The following is an 18208-nucleotide window of genomic DNA, read 5'->3' on the forward strand; positions in this document are numbered from 1 at the left end:
GGCGCCTGCGGTTATGTGTGTTCCGTTAGCGAGCAGTTTTGACTGGTCTGGCCTCTTCGCGAGCAAGCCCGCTCCCACAATGGATCTACAGTGAACACAGAATTTGTGAACACCCGGTTCCAATGTGGGAGCGAGCTTGCTCGCGAAGAATTCAACTCGGTCTTGCTGACTCAGCACTCAACCGCGCTAACGGCCAAACCACCCCGCGAGGTCTCTTTATATTTGTCATGCATATCGGCGCCGGTATCGCGCATGGTGCGGATCACCCGGTCCAGCGAGATAAAGTGCTGACCATCGCCGCGCAAGGCCATCTGCGCTGCGTTGATCGCCTTCACAGCGGCAATTGCGTTGCGCTCGATGCACGGCACCTGCACCAGGCCGCCGACCGGATCACAGGTCAGGCCGAGGTTATGTTCCAGGCCGATTTCCGCCGCGTTGCACAGTTGCTCCGGAGTGGCACCGAGGATCTCCGCCAACCCCGCCGCCGCCATCGCGCAGGCCGAACCAACCTCGCCCTGGCAGCCGACTTCGGCACCGGAGATCGAGGCGTTCTTCTTGCACAGAATCCCCACCGCCGCCGCGCCCAGGAAGTAGTCGACCACGTTGGCGTCGGTGACCGCTTCGCTGAACTTCATAAAGTAGTGCAACACTGCCGGAATGATCCCCGCCGCGCCATTGGTCGGCGCCGTGACCATGCGCCCACCCGCCGCGTTTTCTTCATTGACCGCGAGGGCAAACAGGTTGACCCACTCCATGGCACTGAGGGTCGAGCCGATCACGTTGGGCTTGTTCAACTCCTGCAGGCTGCGATGCAACTTGGCTGCACGGCGACGCACATTGAGACCGCCGGGAAGGATGCCTTCGTGCTTGAGGCCCTGCTCGACGCAATCCTGCATCGCCCGCCACAGCTTCATCAACCCGGCACGGATTTCTTCTTCGCTGCGCCAGACCTTTTCGTTGGCCATCATCAGCTCGGCGACGCGCAGGTTGTTCTTTTGGCACAGCTGCAGCAGTTCTACTGCGCTGGAAAAGTCATAAGGCAATTCGGTGCGATCCAGATCGACCACACCGCTGGATGCCTGCGCCTGATCCACGACAAAACCGCCACCGACCGAATAGTAAGTGTCGCGATGAATCTCCCCATGATCGCCTTCGGCAACCAGGGTCATGGCGTTGGGATGGAACGGCAGGTTCTCGTCGATCAGGCGCATGTCGCGAGCCCAGACAAACGGCACCGACAGACGACCATCCAATAACAGCGTGTGAGTTTCGCGCAGCGCCTGAATGCGCGGGCCGATCTGCGACGGGTCGATTTCGTCCGGCCATTCGCCCATCAGTCCCATGATCACTGCGTTGTCGCTGCCGTGGCCGATACCGGTGGCCGACAGCGAGCCGAACAGTTGCACTTCTATACGCCGCACCTGTTCGAGCAGGTGCCTGTCGCGCAGCGCTTCGACAAACAGGGCGGCGGCGCGCATCGGGCCGACGGTGTGGGAACTGGACGGGCCGATGCCGATTTTGAACAGGTCGAAAACGCTGATAGCCATTGCTGCAGAGCTCCTGAGGATGCCGTTCCCGGGCGTTAAGCGCCCGCTGGCGGAGCTGCTACGCTCAAGCTGCGATCCGCCGGAATGCCCGCATCATCAGGCTTTTGTCAGGTCGCTCGGCGTCTGACACCGACGCACTCATGCCCACCAACGCCGTGCCGGTTTCCTCCCGTGTTTTCGCCGTTTTTATGCGGTTCAGATGGCCAAACGGGGCGGAAAAAAGCTGTAAACGACGTCACTGACACTGGATGCGACCATCCCTGTACTGGATACGACCCACCCTGTAGGCGTCAGATTTTCACTGGTACATGATCGTTATGACTCGATTGCAAGGCGCCGTGGTAGAGCTGTCTCCAGAACGCCATCCAACCGCAACCTATAAGTGCGGTGGTCCACAGTCGGAACACTGCCAAAAAAAACACCAAGGAGTCCATCCATGAAAGGTTCCCCGTCGTTGTTGTTGGCCGCCATGCTGAGTCTGCCGTTACTGGCGCAAGCTGCAGAACCGGCGCAGTGCAGTACCGTAAATTTCTCCGATGTCGGCTGGACCGACATCACCGCCACCACCGCCACCACTTCGGTGGTGCTCGACGCCCTCGGCTACAAGACCAAGACCACCATGATCTCCGTGCCCGTGACCTACAAGTCGCTGGCCGACGGCAAGAACATGGACGTGTTCCTCGGTAACTGGATGCCGACCATGGAAAACGACATCAAGGCCTACCGCGATGCCGGCACCGTCGAAGTGGTGCGCACCAATCTCAAAGGTGCCAAGTACACCCTCGCCGTACCGCAAGCCCTGTACGACAAGGGACTGCATGACTTCGCCGACATCGCCAAATTCAAGAAAGAGCTCGATGGCAAGATCTACGGCATCGAGCCTGGCAACGACGGCAACCGTCTGATCCAGAGCATGATCGACAAGGACGCTTTCGGTTTGAAAACCGCCGGCTTCAAGGTCGTCGAATCGTCCGAAGCGGGCATGCTCTCGCAGGTCGACCGCGCGCAGAAACGCGACACCGCCGTGGTCTTCCTCGGCTGGGCGCCGCACCCGATGAACAAGCGCTTCAAGATTCAATACCTGACCGGCGGCGATGACTTCTTCGGCCCCGATTTCGGTGCTGCCACCGTGGCGACCAACACCCGCAAGGGCTACACCACCGAATGCAGCAACGTCGGTCAGTTGCTGAAGAACCTGGAGTTCACCGTCGACATGGAAAGTACCCTGATGGGCAACATCCTCGACGACAAGATGAAGCCTGAAGCGGCCGCCAAGGCCTGGCTGAAAAAGAACCCTCAGGTGCTCGATACCTGGCTCGCTGGCGTGACCACCATTGACGGTAAACCAGGCCTGGAGGCCGTGAAAGCCAAGCTCGCACAGTAATTGCCTTACGCCGGGCGAGTTCGCTCGCCCGGGCTGTTTATTCCTTGCATGCGGACGTTCACTACCATGCTGATTGATCAGAAAATCCCTTTAGGCCAGTACATCGCGGGCTTCGTTGAATGGTTGACGCAACACGGCGCCAGCACCTTCGACGCAATCGCCGTGACACTGGAAACGATGATCCACGGCGTGACGTTTGCGCTGACCTGGTTCAATCCCTTTGTCTTGATCGGCCTCATCGCTCTGCTCGCGCATTTCATCCAGCGCAAATGGGGGCTGACTGTTTTTGTGATTGCCTCGTTCCTGTTGATCCTCAACCTGGGGTACTGGCAGGAAACCATGGAAACCCTCGCCCAGGTCATGTTCGCGACCCTGGTCTGCGTGGTCATTGGCGTGCCGTTGGGCATCGTCGCTGCGCACAAGCCGATGTTCTACACTTTAATGCGTCCGGTACTCGATCTGATGCAGACCGTACCGACCTTCGTTTACCTCATTCCTACCCTGACCCTCTTCGGGCTGGGTGTGGTGCCGGGCCTGATCTCCACGGTGGTGTTCGCCATCGCTGCGCCGATCCGCCTGACCTACCTGGGCATCCGCGATGTCCCGCAAGAACTGATGGACGCCGGCAAGGCCTTCGGCTGCTCGCGTCGCCAATTGCTCTCACGGATCGAACTGCCTCACGCCATGCCGAGCATCGCTGCCGGCATCACCCAGTGCATCATGCTGTCGCTGTCGATGGTGGTGATCGCGGCACTGGTAGGCGCCGACGGACTCGGCAAACCGGTGGTCAACGCACTGAACACTGCTGATATCGCCCTGGGCTTCGAAGCGGGCCTGGCGATCGTACTGCTGGCGATCATGCTCGACCGTATCTGCAAACAACCCGACGCCAAAGTAGGGGGTGACGCATGAGCATAATTCGCTTCGATAACGTTGACGTGATCTTCACCAAGGATCCGCGCGAAGCACTGAAACTTCTCGATCAAGGCTTGACCCGCAGCGAGATCCTGAAAAAGACCGGGCAGATCGTCGGCGTGGAAAAGGCCAGCCTGGACATCAACAAGGGCGAGATTTGCGTACTGATGGGCCTGTCCGGCTCCGGCAAGTCGAGCCTGCTGCGCTGCATCAACGGTCTCAACACCGTGAGTCGCGGCAAGCTGTTCGTCGAGCACGAAGGCAAGCAGATCGATATTGCTTCCTGCACCCCGGCCGAACTGAAAATGATGCGCACCAAACGCATCGCCATGGTGTTCCAGAAGTTCGCCCTGATGCCGTGGCTGACGGTGCGCGAGAACATCAGTTTCGGTCTGGAAATGCAGGGTCGCCCGGAAAAGGAACGGCGCAAGCTGGTCGACGACAAGCTCGAACTGGTCGGTCTGACCCAATGGCGCAACAAGAAGCCCGATGAACTCTCCGGCGGCATGCAACAGCGTGTGGGCCTGGCCCGGGCGCTGGCGATGGACGCCGACATTCTGCTGATGGACGAACCGTTCTCGGCCCTCGACCCGCTGATCCGTCAGGGCCTGCAGGATGAACTGCTGGAACTGCAACGCAAGCTGAGCAAGACCATCGTGTTTGTCAGTCACGACCTCGACGAAGCGCTGAAACTGGGCAGCCGCATCGCGATCATGAAGGACGGCCGGATCATCCAGTACAGCGTGCCGGAAGAGATCGTGCTCAACCCCGCGGACGACTATGTACGAACCTTCGTGGCCCACACCAACCCGCTCAACGTCCTGTGTGGCCGCAGCCTGATGCGCACGCTGGACAACTGCAAACGCATCAACGGTTCGGTGTGCCTCGACCCGGGTGGCGATTCGTGGCTGGACCTGGCCGAAGGCAACACCATCAAGGGCGCGCGGCAGAACGGTTCGGTGCTGAACCTGCAGAACTGGGCACCGGGGCAAGCGGTGGAAGCCCTGGAGCGCAAGCCGACCCTGGTGGACTCGAACATCGGCATGCGCGACGCGCTGCAGATTCGCTACCAGACCGGCAACAAACTGGTGCTGCACGACAACAACCATGTGGTGGGGATTCTTGGCGACAGCGAGCTGTATCACGCGTTGCTGGGCAAGAACCTGGGGTAAGAACCCCGCAGACACAAAAACGCCGCGAGAGGATCGCGGCGTTTTTGTTTATCGGAATACAGGGCGTTCAGCGTTGGAGCTGATGGCCCCTTCGCGAGCAAGCCCGCTCCCACATTTGAAATGCATTCCAATGTGGGAGCGGACTTGCTCGCGAAGAATGCGGCACGGTGCTTCAGACAGAAACACCGCACCACCTACAACTTAGCTATACACCCGGCCAAGGAGCTGCCGATGGCTTTCAAACTGATCGAGCACATCGCGTGTGATCTGATCCTGCGTGAAGCCCATCAGGTCGTAGTCCTGGCTGCCGTTGTGCAGATACACCTCAGCGCGGTAGTAACGCTGGCGCGCTTCATCGGACTGGGCCGATTCGGTCGGGGTCGCCAGGTAGCCGTCCAGGCTCACTTCATAGACGAAAGGGTTGCCCTCTTCCATCTCGACACGCACGCCCATGCAGCGTTTGGATTTGCCCAGCAGCGTCTGCACTTCCAGACCCTGTGCACGCAGTTGCGCAGCCGCGTCGTCCAGTGCCGGCGTCACATGTTTGTCCATGAAGCGCTGCACCACCGATTGGCTCGGTTGCAGATCCAGCTGCGTCAGACGCTCGCTGAAACCACGACGACCGCGCTCAGCCAGTTGCGCCTGCTCCTGTTCGATCTGCACGTCCTGACGCATCGCCTTGTGCAAGCCGAACATGAAGAACACCAGCACCACCGAGAACGGCAGACCGGCCAGCACCACCATGGTTTGCATGGCTTCGAAGTTACCGGCGAACAGCAGACCGATGGTCACCAGCGTGATCACCACCGACCAGAAGATCCGCAGCCAGTGCGGCGCATCTTCATCAACGTTGCCGCCCTTGCAGGACAGATTCGCCATCATCACCGCGCCGGAGTCGGCCGGGGTCAGGAACAGCACGAAACCGACGAAGATCGACACACCGATGACGACTTTCGACGCCGGGTAGTGTTCCAGCAACTGGTAGATCGCCATCGACGGTTGTTCCAGCGCCGTCTTGCCAAGCTCCACCGCCCCCTGGTTCATCACCAGATCCAGTGCCGAGTTACCGAAGATCGACAGCCACGCCAGGGTGAAACCCAACGGGATCAGCAGTACACCAGCGACCAGTTCACGCACGGTACGACCACGGGAAATACGCGCGATGAACATGCCGACGAATGGTGCCCAGGAAATCCACCACGCCCAGTAGAACAGGGTCCACAGGCCCAGCCAGCGGTCGGACTTGGCGCTGTCACCTTCATAGACGTACAGGTCGAAGGTCTTCAGCACCACGCCGTTGAGGTAGTCGCCGATGTTCTGCACGAAGCCGTTGAGCAGGTGCAGGGTCGGGCCGAACAGCAGGACAAAAATCAGCAGACCGCTGAACAGCACGATGTTCAGGTTGGACAGACGACGAATGCCATTTTCCACGCCGGACACGGCAGCAATGGTCGCCACGGTGCTCATCACGATGATCACGATCAGCAGATTGGTGTTGCTGTGTTCCATGCCGAACAGGTTTTCCAGACCCGAGGACACCTGCAACGAGCCGATCCCCAGGTTGGTCACCAGACCCAGCAGGGTCACGAACATGCCGAAGCCGTCCACTGCATGACCGGCGGCGCCCTTGACCCAACGCTCGCCGACCAGCGGATACAGCGCCGAACGCAAGGCCAGCGGCTGGTTATGACGGTAGGCAAAGTACGCCACGGCCAGACCGACCAGTGCATAGATCGCCCAGCCGTGCAGGCCCCAGTGCAGGAAGGTCAGCTGTACAGCTTGACGCGCGGCCAGGTTGGTGGCCGCTGCGCCTTCCGGCGGATTGAAGTAGTGGTCCAGCGGCTCGGACGCGCCGAAGTACAGCAGCGAAATACCGATACCCGACGAGAACAGCATCCCCGCCCAGGCGCCGTAACTGAAATCCGGAGTGTCGTCCTTGCTGCCCAGTTTGAGTTTGCCGTAGGAGGAAAACGCCAGGCCCACCACAAACACCAGGTAGGCGGCGATCACCACCATGTAGTACCAGCCGAAGCTGCGCGACAACCAGGCCTGAGCGATACCCAACAATCTGCCGGCCTCTTGCGGGGCGATGATCAGAATGGCGGTCAACAACAGAATCAACGCGGTAGAGGTGTAAAACACCCAACCGTTGACCGTCACCTTCTCGGGCGGGGTCTTTATAAGAGAGGCAGAACTCATGGCACAAATGCTCCAGGCAGTGCGAGAGAAGAACACAAGGCAACACGGAACCCGACCAATCGGTTAGTTGGCAGCCGACCGGCGGGTGATATAAAGACACCCCGAAAAAAGCCCGAACCTGCCGAAATGGCGTCGCGAATCGCTTTCGTGGCCAAAGCTGTGCGGACGTTCATCCGAAACCTGGCCCCGAGCGTCTTGCCCATTCAACACGTCCATCGAACAGCGAACCGCGCCATGCCCCACGCAGGTTTCAAGCATTTTCGGATGTCGTTTTATCGCCATTTACAAGCAGAAAAAATCTGTAGGCAGCGACGATTTGTCGCAGATCTTATTCTTTGTTGATTGAACGTTCAATCAAAACAAAATAGACTGGCCCTCAATCCGATAGGCGTTTATCGCCCTTCGGAAGGCCTAAGGAGATGTGCAAGATGCCCAAGGTCGGTATGCAACCCATCCGCCGCCAACAACTGATCGAAGCCACGTTGCAGGCGGTCGATCAGGTCGGTATGGGGGACGCCAGCATTGCGCTGATCGCCCGTTTGGCCGGTGTCTCGAATGGCATCATCAGTCACTACTTTCAGGACAAGAACGGCCTGATTGCCGCCACGATGCGGTATCTGATGAACGTCCTCAGCGAGAACGTCACCGCGCGCCGGCAGGCGCTGGCAGACAGCAGCCCACGGGCGCATCTGCAGGTGATCATCGAAGGCAACTTCGACGCCAGCCAGGTCAATGGCCCGGCAATGAAAACCTGGCTGGCCTTCTGGGCCACCAGCATGCACCAGCCGTCTTTGCACAGGTTGCAGCGGATCAACGATCACCGTCTGTATTCCAACCTGTGCTGCGAGTTCCGCCGTGTGTTGCCGCTCGAAGATGCGCGCAGCGCCGCGCGTGGACTGGCAGCGTTGATCGACGGCTTGTGGTTGCGCGGCGCACTGTCGGGAGACGCTTTCGACACCGCGCAGGCGCAACAGATCGCTTACGAATACATGGATTTCCAATTGGCCAAGCAGGTGAGTTAGAGCACACAGAAAACGCTCGGCCCCTGAACCGCCATCGCAGCACCACCGCGATGGTCAACGCCAACCACTAATGCACTTGCGAGGACACTATGGCCCGTTTCGAACTGCAAAAACTCTACATCGATGGCGCGTACTCCGACGCTGGCAGCGATGCCACTTTCGAAGCCATCAACCCGGCGAACGGTGAAGTCCTCGCCCAAGTGCAACGTGCGACCAAGGAAGACGTCGAGCGTGCTGTGGTCAGCGCTGAAAAGGGCCAGAAAATCTGGGCCGCGATGACCGCCATGGAGCGTTCGCGCATCCTGCGTCGCGCCGTCGACATCCTGCGCGAGCGCAACGATGAGCTGGCTGCTCTGGAAACCCTGGACACCGGTAAAGCCTTCTCCGAAACCAAATACGTCGACATCGTCACCGGCGCCGACGTGCTGGAATACTACGCAGGCCTGGTGCCGGCGATCGAAGGCGAGCAGATTCCGCTGCGCGACACTTCCTTCGTCTACACCCGTCGCGAGCCACTGGGCGTGGTCGCCGGTATCGGCGCGTGGAACTACCCGATCCAGATCGCGCTGTGGAAATCCGCACCGGCCCTGGCTGCTGGTAACGCGATGATCTTCAAGCCAAGCGAAGTCACCTCGCTGACCACCCTGAAACTGGCCGAAATCTACACCGAAGCCGGCCTGCCAAACGGCGTGTTCAACGTGCTGACCGGCAGCGGCCGTGAAGTCGGCACCTGGCTGACCGAGCACCCGCGCATCGAGAAAGTCTCCTTCACCGGCGGCACCGACACCGGCAAGAAAGTCATGGCCAGCGCTTCGGCTTCGTCGCTGAAAGACGTGACCATGGAACTGGGCGGCAAGTCGCCGCTGATCATCTGCGACGACGCCGACCTGGATCGCGCCGCCGACACCGCGATGATGGCCAACTTCTACAGCTCCGGTCAGGTCTGCACCAACGGTACTCGCGTATTCGTACCGAGCCACCTGAAAGCCGCTTTCGAAGCCAAGATCGTCGAGCGCGTAGCGCGCATCCGCATCGGCAACCCGGAAGACGAAAACACCAACTTCGGCCCACTGGTCAGCTTCGCCCACATGGAAAGCGTGCTCGGTTACATCGCCAAGGGTAAAGAAGAAGGTGCCCGCGTGCTGTGCGGCGGCGAACGTCTGACCGACGGTGAATTCGCCAAAGGCGCCTTCGTCGCGCCGACCGTGTTCACCGACTGCACCGACGAAATGACCATCGTTCGTGAAGAAATCTTTGGCCCGGTGATGGCGATCCTCTCCTACGAGACCGAAGAAGAAGTGATCCGCCGCGCCAATGACACCGACTTCGGCCTGGCCGCCGGTATCGTCACCAAAGACCTGAACCGCGCGCACCGCGTGATTCATCAACTGGAAGCCGGTATCTGCTGGATCAACGCCTGGGGCGAGTCCGACGCGAAGATGCCGGTTGGCGGTTACAAGCAGTCGGGCGTGGGCCGTGAAAACGGCATCAGCTCGCTGACCAACTACACACGCATCAAATCGGTACAGGTCGAGCTGGGCGATTACGTCTCGGTGTTCTGATTGTGGCGAGGGGATTTATCCCCGATGGGCTGCGAAGCAGCCCCCCTCCAGACACTGCTGTTCTCCAGATAGATCTCAATCGCTGATTTCAGGACTGCTGCGCAGCCGGTCGGGGATAAATCCCCTCTCCACAGGGGATTTTCTCCTCAGCACAGGTTTTGCAGTGTTCCGGCGATCTTGACCTGACCACATCTAAAGAGGGTGCATTCAATGTCCCAAGAATTCGATTACATCATCATCGGTGCCGGCTCGGCCGGTAACACCCTGGCGACCCGTCTGACTGAAGACGAAGGCGTCACCGTGCTGCTGCTCGAAGCAGGCGGCCCGGACTACCGCTTCGACTTCCGCACGCAAATGCCGGCCGCGCTTGCATTCCCGCTGCAGGGTCGTCGCTACAACTGGGCGTACGAAACCGATCCGGAGCCACACATGGACGGCCGCCGGATGGAGTGCGGTCGCGGCAAAGGCCTTGGCGGCTCCTCGCTGATCAACGGCATGTGCTACATCCGTGGCAACGCGATGGACTACGACGGCTGGGCGAAGCTGCCAGGTCTGGAAGACTGGTCGTACCTCGACTGCCTGCCGTACTTCCGTAAAGCGGAAACCCGCGATATCGGCCCGAACGACTACCACGGTGGCGACGGCCCGGTCAGCGTGACCACGCCGAAGGCGGGCAACAACCCGCTGTTCCACGCCATGGTTGAAGCCGGCGTGCAGGCCGGTTACCCGCGCACCGAAGACTTGAACGGCTACCAGCAGGAAGGCTTCGGCCCGATGGACCGCACCGTGACGCCGAACGGCCGTCGTGCTTCCACCGCCCGTGGCTACCTCGACGTCGCCAAAAAGCGCTCGACCCTGACCATCGTCACCCACGCCCTGACCGACAAGATTCTGTTCGAAGGCAAGCGTGCGGTCGGCGTGCGGTACCTGGTCGGTTCGGCAGAAGAGCGTGTTGAAGCCAAAGCGCGCAAGGAAGTCCTGCTGTGCTCCGGCGCCATCGCTTCGCCGCAGATTCTGCAGCGCTCCGGTGTCGGCCCGGCAAAACTGCTGGAAAGCCTCGACATCCCGGTGGTGCATGACCTGCCGGGCGTCGGTGAAAACCTGCAGGATCACCTTGAGTTGTACCTGCAATACGCTTGCACCCAACCGGTCTCCCTGTACCCGTCGCTGCTCTGGTACAACCAGCCGGCCATCGGTGCCGAGTGGCTGTTCAACGGCACCGGCATCGGCGCCAGCAACCAGTTCGAAGCTGGCGGTTTCATCCGTTCGCGTCCGGAATTCGAGTGGCCGAACATCCAGTACCACTTCCTGCCGGTAGCGATTAACTACAACGGCAGCAACGGTGTGAAAGAGCACGGCTTCCAGGCACACATGGGTTCCATGCGTTCGCCGAGCCGTGGTCGCATCCAGTTGAAGTCCAAGGATCCGCGTCAGCACCCGAGCATCCTGTTCAACTACATGGCCACCGAGCAGGACTGGCAGGAGTTCCGTGACGGCATCCGCCTGACCCGCGAAATCATGCAACAGCCTGCGCTGGACGCTTTCCGTGGCCGCGAAATCAGCCCGGGCATCGACGTGCAAACCGATGAGCAGCTGGACAAGTTCATCCGCGAGCACGCCGAAACCGCGTTCCACCCGTCCTGCTCGTGCAAGATGGGCACCGACGAGATGGCCGTAGTGGATGGCGAAGGTCGCGTGCACGGTATGCAGAGCCTGCGTGTGGTCGACGCTTCGATCATGCCGATCATCACCACCGGTAACCTGAACGCGCCGACGATCATGATCGCCGAGAAAATCGCCGACAAGATCCGTGGCCGCAAGCCTCTGCCGCGTAGCAATGCTGCCTACTACGTTGCTGGCGGTGCGCCAGTGAAGGGCAAGCCGATGCGTGATATCACGCCTGTTGCTCAGTAATTCCATTACACCGCGTCACGGCTAATCGCGAGCAGGCTCACTCCTACAAGGATCTCCAGTGAACACGCATTATGTGAACACTGGAGATTAACTTGTAGGAGTGAGCTTGCTCGCGAAGGGCCCTCACATTCAGCACAAATTCCCCTGCTGCACAGTAAATCCTCCTACACCCCCTCTTCACTTGATCCTACCCCCACGCAGGCCTACTCTAGACCTCGCGCAATCGTTTCCCCCCTCCCCGCCGAATCGCTTCACCCCGCAACTCCATAACAAGGAGGTTCCCGAATGTTCGATTTCCACCCCCAGCTCAAGCAGCGCTTCGCTGCCTTGCGCACGGGCGCCGAGTTTTTTTCCCTGCGGTATGTACGCGAGTCCGGCCAGTACCTGTCGGTGCGCAAGAACGTCGCCGAGCCGCCAAGCCTGAGCCGCGACGAAGGCGCGATGCTCACTGTGCGCGTCAACGGCGTCGAGGCTTACGCGGCGACCAACGACCTGTCGCAGCAAGGCCTGCAAGCCGCCCTTGAGCGCGCCGAACAGCAGGCCCGGCGACTGAAGCCGCACGCCTTGCTCGACCTGCGCAACCAGCCGGTGTCGAGCGATCGCGCTGATTACTTTTCGCCCAATCTTGAGCAACCCTTCCCGTCCCTGAGCGAATGCTTCGAGCTGCTCGGCGCGGAATCCGCCTCGGTGCCAAAGGATGAGCGCCTGGTGAACTGGGAAGCGAGCATCGGCATCACCCACGTCGAGCAGATCTACCTGAGCAGCGCCGGTGCCGAATTGCGCCAGGCCCAGCGCTTCGTCTATCCGAGCCTGGATGTCACCGCCTACGACGGCCACGACAGCCAGACCCGTTCCCTCGGCCGCGAGAACTTCGGCCAACAGGGTGGCGCCGACGTGATCAGCCGTTGCGGCCTGGTCGGCGCCGGCCCGAAGGTGGCCGATCAGGCCCTGCAACTGCTGCTCGCGCCGAACACCCCGCAAGGCCCGCGCGATCTGTTGCTGATGCCGGACCAGATGATGCTGCAGATTCACGAGTCCATCGGTCACCCGCTGGAGCTCGACCGCATCCTCGGTGACGAGCGCAACTACGCCGGCACCAGTTTCGTCAAAACCAGTGACTTCGGCAGCCTGCAATACGGCTCGAAGCTGCTCAACGTGACCTTCGATCCGGACATTCCCGAAGAGCTGGCCAGCTACGGCCACGATGACGACGGGACCAAGGCCAGCAAACAATTCCTGATTCGCGAAGGCTTGCTGTTGCGGCCATTGGGCGGCGCGCTGTCGCAGTTCCGCGCCGGTCTCGACGGGGTTGCCAACAGCCGCGCCTGCGGCTGGAACCGGCCGCCGATCGACCGCATGGCCAACCTCAACATCGAGCCGGGCGATCAGTCGCTGACGCAACTGATCAGCGGTATCGAGCACGGCATTCTGATGAGCACCAACCGTTCATGGTCGATTGACGATGCGCGAAACAAATTCCAGTTCGGTTGCGAGTGGGGTCAGTTGATCGAGAACGGCGAACTCAAGGGGGTGGTGAAAAACCCGAATTACCGAGGCATTTCCGCGCACTTCTGGAAGAGTCTGCGCGCGGTCGGCAATGCCGGCACCCGAATGGTGCTGGGCACGCCAAACTGCGGCAAGGGCGAGCCGAACCAGGTGATCCGCGTCGGCCACGCTTCACCGGCCTGCGTATTCAGCAACGTTGATGTGTTTGGGGGAGACGCCTGATGAGCATTTCGAAGAGTCAGTCCGACGCCTTCAAGGTCATGGTCAATTGGCTGCGCGACAGTGTGCGCGAGCCGGAACAATTCACCCTCAGCTACGCCGCCGAGTCCTCGGCGTTCGTGCGTTTCAATCACGCCAAGGTGCGTCAGGCCGGTCAGGTGCAGCAAGCCGACGTCGGGCTGAAGCTGATCAACGACGGCCGTCACGCCGATCTGCACATCACCCTTTCCGGTGATCAGGAAGCCGATCTGCAACGCCTCGCCGAAGGCCTGCAACAACTGCGCGAAACCCTGCCGCTGCTGCCACAGGATCCGTACCTGCTGCTCAACCACAACGGCTGGCAGAGCAACAACGTGCAGGAACATCCGCTGCCGGACACCGAGCAGGTGGTCGAGGAAATCTGCACCGCTGCTGAAGGTCTGGATCTGGTCGGCTTCTATGCTGCCGGCCCGATCAGCCGTGGTTTCGCCAGCTCCTCCGGGGCGTTTGGCTGGCATCAGGCCAACAGCTTCAACTTCGACTTCAGCCTGTTCCACGACAATGGCGAAGCGGTGAAAGCCAGCTACGCCGGGCACGAGTGGAGCAGCGAAGGCTTCACCCGCCGCTTCCAGCAGGCCCGCGAGCAACTGGCGTTCCTCGGTCGACCGTTACGCACCCTCGCACCGGGGCAATACCGCGCCTACCTGGCGCCGGCCGCGCTGGAAGAAATCATGGGCATGCTCAGTTGGGGCGGTTTCTCGGCGCAGTCGATTGCCAGCAAAAGCAGCCCGCTGCAGAAGCTGTATGTCGGCGATCAGACGTTCAGTCCGCTGGTCTCGCTGGATGAGCAAGTCAGCGGTTCGTTGAGCCCGGCATTCTCCGGCGAGGGTTATCCGCGCAGCGATCTGCGGCTGATTGTCGAAGGCAAGGCCGGCGATCAACTGGTCGGTTCGCGCAGTGCCGCCGAGTACGGCCTGACCGCCAACGGCGCCAGCGGCGGTGAAATGCCAAGTGCGCTGAACATGGCCGCCGGTGATCTGTCACAGGCAGAGATCCTCAAGCAGTTGGGCACCGGGCTGTACATCAGCAATCTGTGGTACCTGAACTACTCGGATCAACCGGCGGCGCGCCTGACCGGCATGACCCGCTTCGCAACTTTCTGGGTCGAGAACGGCGAGATTCAGGCGCCGGTCAGCACCATGCGCTTCGACGACAGCGCCTACAGTCTGCTGGGTTCGCAGCTGGAAGCATTGACCGCCGAGCGTGAGTTGCTGCTGTCGGCGAGCACGTATAGCCAGCGCAATACCTCGTCGGCGTTGTTGCCGGGGGCGCTGGTGAGCCGACTGACCTTGACCCTGTAAACGCAAACCTCCAGCACACCTTGGGATCAAGTACTGGAGTGAACCCTGTGGCGAGGGGATTTATCCCCGATGGGTCGCGTAGCGGCCCCGCTTTTAAAATCAAATGCAGGGGACTGCTGCGCAGTCCATCGGGGATAAATCCCCTCACCACAGAGTTTCATGCACAACAAGCCATTTGGATTAACCACCCACAAGAGGTTCCATGCCCACTCGCCCGCCTCTCGACGCCATCACCGCCCGCTGGTTGCCGTGGGTCGTCGCCATTGCTTTCTTCATGCAGTCCCTCGACGGGACCATCCTCAACACCGCCCTGCCGGCCATGGCCCGGGATCTGGCCGAAGACCCGTTGCGCATGCAAGGTGTGGTCATCGCCTACATGCTCACCGTGGCCTTGCTGATTCCGGCCTCCGGCTGGATCGCCGATCGCTTCGGCACCAAGAAGATCTTCTTCGGCGCGATCCTGCTGTTCAGTTTCGGCTCGCTGCTCTGCGCGTTATCGAGCAGCCTGAGCATGCTGGTCGGCGCGCGGGTGATCCAGGGTCTGGGCGGCGCATTGATGTTGCCGGTCGGACGGCTGGTGGTGCTGCGCGCCTACCCGCGTTCGGAGCTGGTGCGGATCATGGGTTTCATCACCATTCCCGGCCTGCTCGGCCCGCTGATCGGCCCGACCATGGGCGGCTGGATGGTGCAATACCTGACGTGGCACTGGATTTTCCTGATCAACCTGCCGGTCGGTGTTCTCGGCTGCTACGCGGTGTGGAAATTCATCCCCGACCTGCGCGGTACTGAACGCACGCGCTTCGATAGCCTCGGTTTCCTGCTGTTTGGCGCGGCGATGATCCTGATCACCATCGCCATGGAAGGTCTGGGCGAATTGCACTTGCCGCATCTGCGGGTGATGTTGCTGCTGTTCGGCGGTCTGGCCTGTCTGGCGGCGTACTGGCTGCGCGCCGGGCGCGTCGAAAATCCGCTGTTCGCCCCTTCACTGTTTAAGACGCGGACTTTCGCGGTGGGGATCATCGGCAACCTGTTCGCCCGTCTGGGCAGCGGCGCCCTGCCGTTTCTGGTGCCGTTGCTGCTGCAGGTGGCGCTGGGTTATTCGCCATCGCAAGCCGGGATGAGCATGCTGCCGCTGGCTGCAGCGGCGATGTTTGCCAAGTGGATGGCGCGGCCGCTGATCGAACGCCTCGGCTATCGCATTGTGCTCACCGGCAACACTCTGGCGCTGGGGATCATGCTGGCGAGCATGGGCCTGGTCAGCGAGCAGACGCCGTACTGGCTGCTGTTGTGCCTGCTGGCGGTTCTCGGCGCGATCAACTCGCTGCAATTCACCGCGATGAACACCGTCACCCTGATCGACCTCGACGACGCCAGCGCCAGCAGCGGCAACAGCTTGCTGTCGGTGGTGGCGCAATTGTCGCTGAGTCTGGGCGTGGCCTGTGCCGGTGCGTTGCTCGGCGGGTTTACGGCGGAGATCGGCAACGACGGCGTCGAAACCGTGCTGGGTGCGTTCCAGCTGACGTTTGTCACGGTCGGAATCATGGCGATGCTGGCAGCGACAATCTTCTCGCAACTGTCGAAAGAGGACGGTCGCCGGGTCAAACGCCCGGATGAACATCCGGATGAGCACATCGAACACTAGACAGTGTCATGTTTTGTGAATGCTTTTGTGGTGAGGGGATTTATCCCCGATGGGTTGCGCAACAGCCCCAGAATCTAAGCCCTCATTACTTCAGGTTGATCGCATTCAACTTATCCAGGGGTGCTGCGCACCCCATCGGGGATAAATCCCCTCACCACAGATAAATCCCTCAATACAGATAAATTCACTCACCACAGATAAATCACCTTGCCTCGGGTTTCAGGCACTGTTCGTCCAGAACTTTCGAGGAAAGTGGCACGGGGCTGCTACACTGCGCGACATTTTGTTTTGCAGGCCAGTCCCGTGACCACCATCGCCACCGCTTTTAATACTCTGCCGCTGTCCGCCGCCATGCTGGCTAACCTCGAATCCCTCGGTTATGCCCAGATGACGCCGATCCAGGCGCAGAGCTTGCCGGTGATCCTCAAGGGGATGGACCTGATCGCCCAGGCCAAGACCGGCAGCGGCAAGACCGCCGCGTTCGGCATCGGCCTGCTCAACCCGATCAACCCGCGCTACTTCGGTTGCCAGGCACTGGTGATCTGCCCGACCCGTGAGCTGGCCGACCAGGTCGCCAAGGAAGTCCGGCGTCTGGCCCGTGCCGAAGACAACATCAAGGTCCTGACCCTGTGCGGCGGCGTGTCGTTCGGCCCGCAGATCGCTTCGCTGGAGCACGGCGCGCACATCATCGTCGGCACCCCGGGGCGTATCCAGCAACACCTGCGCAAGGGTTCGCTGGTGCTCGACGGTCTGAACACGCTGATCCTCGACGAAGCCGACCGCATGCTCGACATGGGCTTTTACGACGCCATCGAAGACATCATCGAAAAGACCCCGGCACGCCGTCAGACCCTGCTGTTCTCCGCCACGTACCCGGTGGGCATCAAGCAACTGGCGTCGAAATTCATGCGCGATCCGCAGACGGTGAAAGCCGAGGCGTTCCACGACGACACGCAGATCGAGCAGCGTTTCTACGAGATTTCCCCGGAAGAGCGCATGAGCGCAGTGACCAAAGTCCTGCACCACTTCCGCCCGGCTTCCTGCGTGGCGTTCTGCTTCACCAAGCAGCAGGTGCAGGAAACCGTTGACCACCTGACCTCCAAAGGCATTTCCGCCGTCGGCCTGCACGGCGATCTGGAACAGCGTGATCGCGATCAGGTGCTGGCGATGTTCGCCAACCGCAGTACGTCGGTCCTGGTCGCCACCGACGTCGCCGCTCGTGGTCTGGACATCGACGCGTTGGACATGGTGATCAACGTCGAACTGGCCCGCGACTCGGAAATCCACATTCACCGCGTTGGCCGTACCGGTCGTGCCGGCGAGAAAGGCATTGCGGTCAGCCTCGTTGCGCCGTCCGAAGCGCATCGCGCGCAAGCCATCGAACAGCTGCAGAAAGCTCCGCTGAACTGGGATCAGGTCGATAACCTCAAGTCCCAGGGCGGCGCCCCGCTGCAGCCACCGATGAGCACCCTGTGCATCGCCGGCGGGCGTAAAGACAAGGTGCGTCCGGGCGACATCCTCGGCGCACTGACTGGCGACGCCGGCATCCCCGGCGCCCAGGTCGGCAAGATCGCGATCTTCGACTTCCAGTCGTATGTCGCCGTTGAACGCACCGTGGTCATGCAGGCGCTACAGCGCTTGAACAACGGCAAGATCAAGGGCCGTTCGCTGCGCGTGCGGGTTTTGTAAACGGTCTACCATCCAAAGTAGATCCCTGTGGGAGCGAGCTTGCTCGCGAATGCAATCTGTCAGTCGACACATATGTTGAATGACACACCGCTTTCGC

12 protein-coding genes are annotated in these 18208 nt (G+C 60.8%); 10 read left to right on the forward strand and 2 right to left on the reverse strand.

What is annotated here, in order from left to right; genetic code table 11:
* Positions 1–170: 170 nt before the first annotated feature.
* Positions 171–1547 (reverse strand): L-serine ammonia-lyase, encoded by a 1377-nt coding sequence (locus ACOYXI_RS17080; protein ID WP_461675085.1) that lies wholly within the window; start codon positions 1545–1547, stop codon positions 171–173.
* Between the two features lie 436 nt (positions 1548–1983).
* Here ACOYXI_RS17080 and ACOYXI_RS17085 point away from each other — a divergent pair, with 436 nt between their 5' ends.
* From ACOYXI_RS17085 to choV, 3 genes are all read left to right on the forward strand, one after another.
* Positions 1984–2931, forward strand: coding sequence for a choline ABC transporter substrate-binding protein (locus ACOYXI_RS17085; protein WP_027610641.1), 948 nt, complete (start codon positions 1984–1986; stop codon positions 2929–2931).
* A 66-nt stretch (positions 2932–2997) separates the two neighbouring features.
* Positions 2998–3843, forward strand: coding sequence for a choline ABC transporter permease subunit (choW, locus tag ACOYXI_RS17090; protein ID WP_007962645.1), 846 nt, complete (start codon positions 2998–3000; stop codon positions 3841–3843).
* A complete protein-coding gene (gene choV, locus ACOYXI_RS17095) occupies positions 3840–5018 on the forward strand; it encodes a choline ABC transporter ATP-binding protein (RefSeq protein ID WP_007962646.1) in 1179 nt (392 codons plus the stop codon). The genes choW and choV overlap by 4 nt, the downstream gene beginning before the upstream one ends.
* Positions 5019–5219: 201 nt before the next feature.
* On the opposite strand, the gene betT is transcribed toward choV, so the two are convergent.
* The gene (gene betT, locus ACOYXI_RS17100) at positions 5220–7217 is read right to left on the reverse strand and encodes a choline BCCT transporter BetT (protein ID WP_097089039.1); all 1998 of its coding nucleotides are present in this window, start codon (positions 7215–7217) and stop codon (positions 5220–5222) included.
* A gap of 428 nt (positions 7218–7645) precedes the next feature.
* Here betT and betI point away from each other — a divergent pair, with 428 nt between their 5' ends.
* The 7 genes from betI to dbpA all read left to right on the forward strand — a co-directional run bounded on the left by betI (position 7646) and on the right by dbpA (position 18111).
* A complete protein-coding gene (gene betI, locus ACOYXI_RS17105) occupies positions 7646–8239 on the forward strand; it encodes a transcriptional regulator BetI (RefSeq protein ID WP_025108530.1) in 594 nt (197 codons plus the stop codon).
* Positions 8240–8328: 89 nt separating this feature from the next.
* Positions 8329–9801: a betaine-aldehyde dehydrogenase gene (gene betB, locus ACOYXI_RS17110; protein ID WP_027610639.1), complete on the forward strand. Its 1473-nt coding sequence runs from the start codon at positions 8329–8331 to the stop codon at positions 9799–9801.
* A gap of 210 nt (positions 9802–10011) precedes the next feature.
* Entirely contained in the window at positions 10012–11715 is a 1704-nt protein-coding gene (gene betA / locus ACOYXI_RS17115; RefSeq protein WP_047596517.1) for a choline dehydrogenase, read from the forward strand.
* Between the two features lie 285 nt (positions 11716–12000).
* A complete protein-coding gene (locus tag ACOYXI_RS17120) occupies positions 12001–13443 on the forward strand; it encodes a TldD/PmbA family protein (protein ID WP_225136614.1) in 1443 nt (480 codons plus the stop codon).
* Positions 13443–14780, forward strand: a complete 1338-nt coding sequence (locus ACOYXI_RS17125) for a TldD/PmbA family protein (protein WP_134787519.1) — start codon at positions 13443–13445, stop codon at positions 14778–14780. The genes ACOYXI_RS17120 and ACOYXI_RS17125 overlap by 1 nt, the downstream gene beginning before the upstream one ends.
* A gap of 202 nt (positions 14781–14982) precedes the next feature.
* Complete coding sequence (gene mdtD / locus ACOYXI_RS17130) at positions 14983–16422, forward strand: multidrug transporter subunit MdtD (RefSeq protein WP_047596520.1); 1440 nt, start codon at positions 14983–14985, stop codon at positions 16420–16422.
* A gap of 303 nt (positions 16423–16725) precedes the next feature.
* Positions 16726–18111 carry an ATP-dependent RNA helicase DbpA gene (gene dbpA / locus ACOYXI_RS17135; protein ID WP_007962660.1) on the forward strand — a complete coding sequence of 462 codons (1386 nt, stop codon included), beginning with the start codon at positions 16726–16728 and terminating at the stop codon, positions 18109–18111.
* Positions 18112–18208: the final 97 nt, after the last annotated feature.

It is taken from the genome of Pseudomonas sp. G3-19 (assembly GCF_054855875.1).

Coding starts and splice junctions, on each gene's coding strand:
- ACOYXI_RS17080 (WP_461675085.1), bottom strand. CDS start 1,547: ATGGCTATCAGCGTTTTCGACCTGTTCAAAATCGGCATCGGCCCGTCC.
- ACOYXI_RS17085 (WP_027610641.1), top strand. CDS start 1,984: ATGAAAGGTTCCCCGTCGTTGTTGTTGGCCGCCATGCTGAGTCTGCCG.
- choW (WP_007962645.1), top strand. CDS start 2,998: ATGCTGATTGATCAGAAAATCCCTTTAGGCCAGTACATCGCGGGCTTC.
- choV (WP_007962646.1), top strand. CDS start 3,840: ATGAGCATAATTCGCTTCGATAACGTTGACGTGATCTTCACCAAGGAT.
- betT (WP_097089039.1), bottom strand. CDS start 7,217: ATGAGTTCTGCCTCTCTTATAAAGACCCCGCCCGAGAAGGTGACGGTC.
- betI (WP_025108530.1), top strand. CDS start 7,646: ATGCCCAAGGTCGGTATGCAACCCATCCGCCGCCAACAACTGATCGAA.
- betB (WP_027610639.1), top strand. CDS start 8,329: ATGGCCCGTTTCGAACTGCAAAAACTCTACATCGATGGCGCGTACTCC.
- betA (WP_047596517.1), top strand. CDS start 10,012: ATGTCCCAAGAATTCGATTACATCATCATCGGTGCCGGCTCGGCCGGT.
- ACOYXI_RS17120 (WP_225136614.1), top strand. CDS start 12,001: ATGTTCGATTTCCACCCCCAGCTCAAGCAGCGCTTCGCTGCCTTGCGC.
- ACOYXI_RS17125 (WP_134787519.1), top strand. CDS start 13,443: ATGAGCATTTCGAAGAGTCAGTCCGACGCCTTCAAGGTCATGGTCAAT.
- mdtD (WP_047596520.1), top strand. CDS start 14,983: ATGCCCACTCGCCCGCCTCTCGACGCCATCACCGCCCGCTGGTTGCCG.